The organism is Vibrio sp. 10N.222.49.C9 (genome assembly GCF_041474985.1).
Taxonomy (GTDB): Bacteria; Pseudomonadota; Gammaproteobacteria; order Enterobacterales; family Vibrionaceae; genus Vibrio; species Vibrio crassostreae_C.
Genome location: NZ_JBFRVD010001422.1, coordinates 1 through 238, shown reverse-complemented (window position 1 = coordinate 238; position 238 = coordinate 1). Strand labels below are relative to the sequence as shown.

At 40.3% G+C, this 238-nt stretch carries 1 protein-coding gene; it reads left to right on the top strand.

What is annotated here, in order from left to right; translation table 11 throughout:
* Positions 1 to 238 (top strand): DUF4007 family protein (locus AB4585_RS28580; protein WP_372172156.1); only part of this gene is annotated, 238 nt, incomplete at both ends.

The following is a 238-nucleotide window of genomic DNA, read 5'->3' as shown; positions in this document are numbered from 1 at the left end:
CACTGAAGATCAAAAAGCTTGGGATGAGTTCTTAGACAAGGTAGGAACTATTTGGTTGCTGCTTTGGCTAACTCAATCGATTCCTTCTAGCGACGCTGAATTGAATACTGCTAGGTGGTATTTCAATTACTTCAACGGTGTGCGTATTGATAAGCAACAACTTGCGAGAGACATCAATCTATCTCTAGTAAATCATGATAAAGAGCTTACTGAGGCGACTCTTCGAAAAGACATTGAC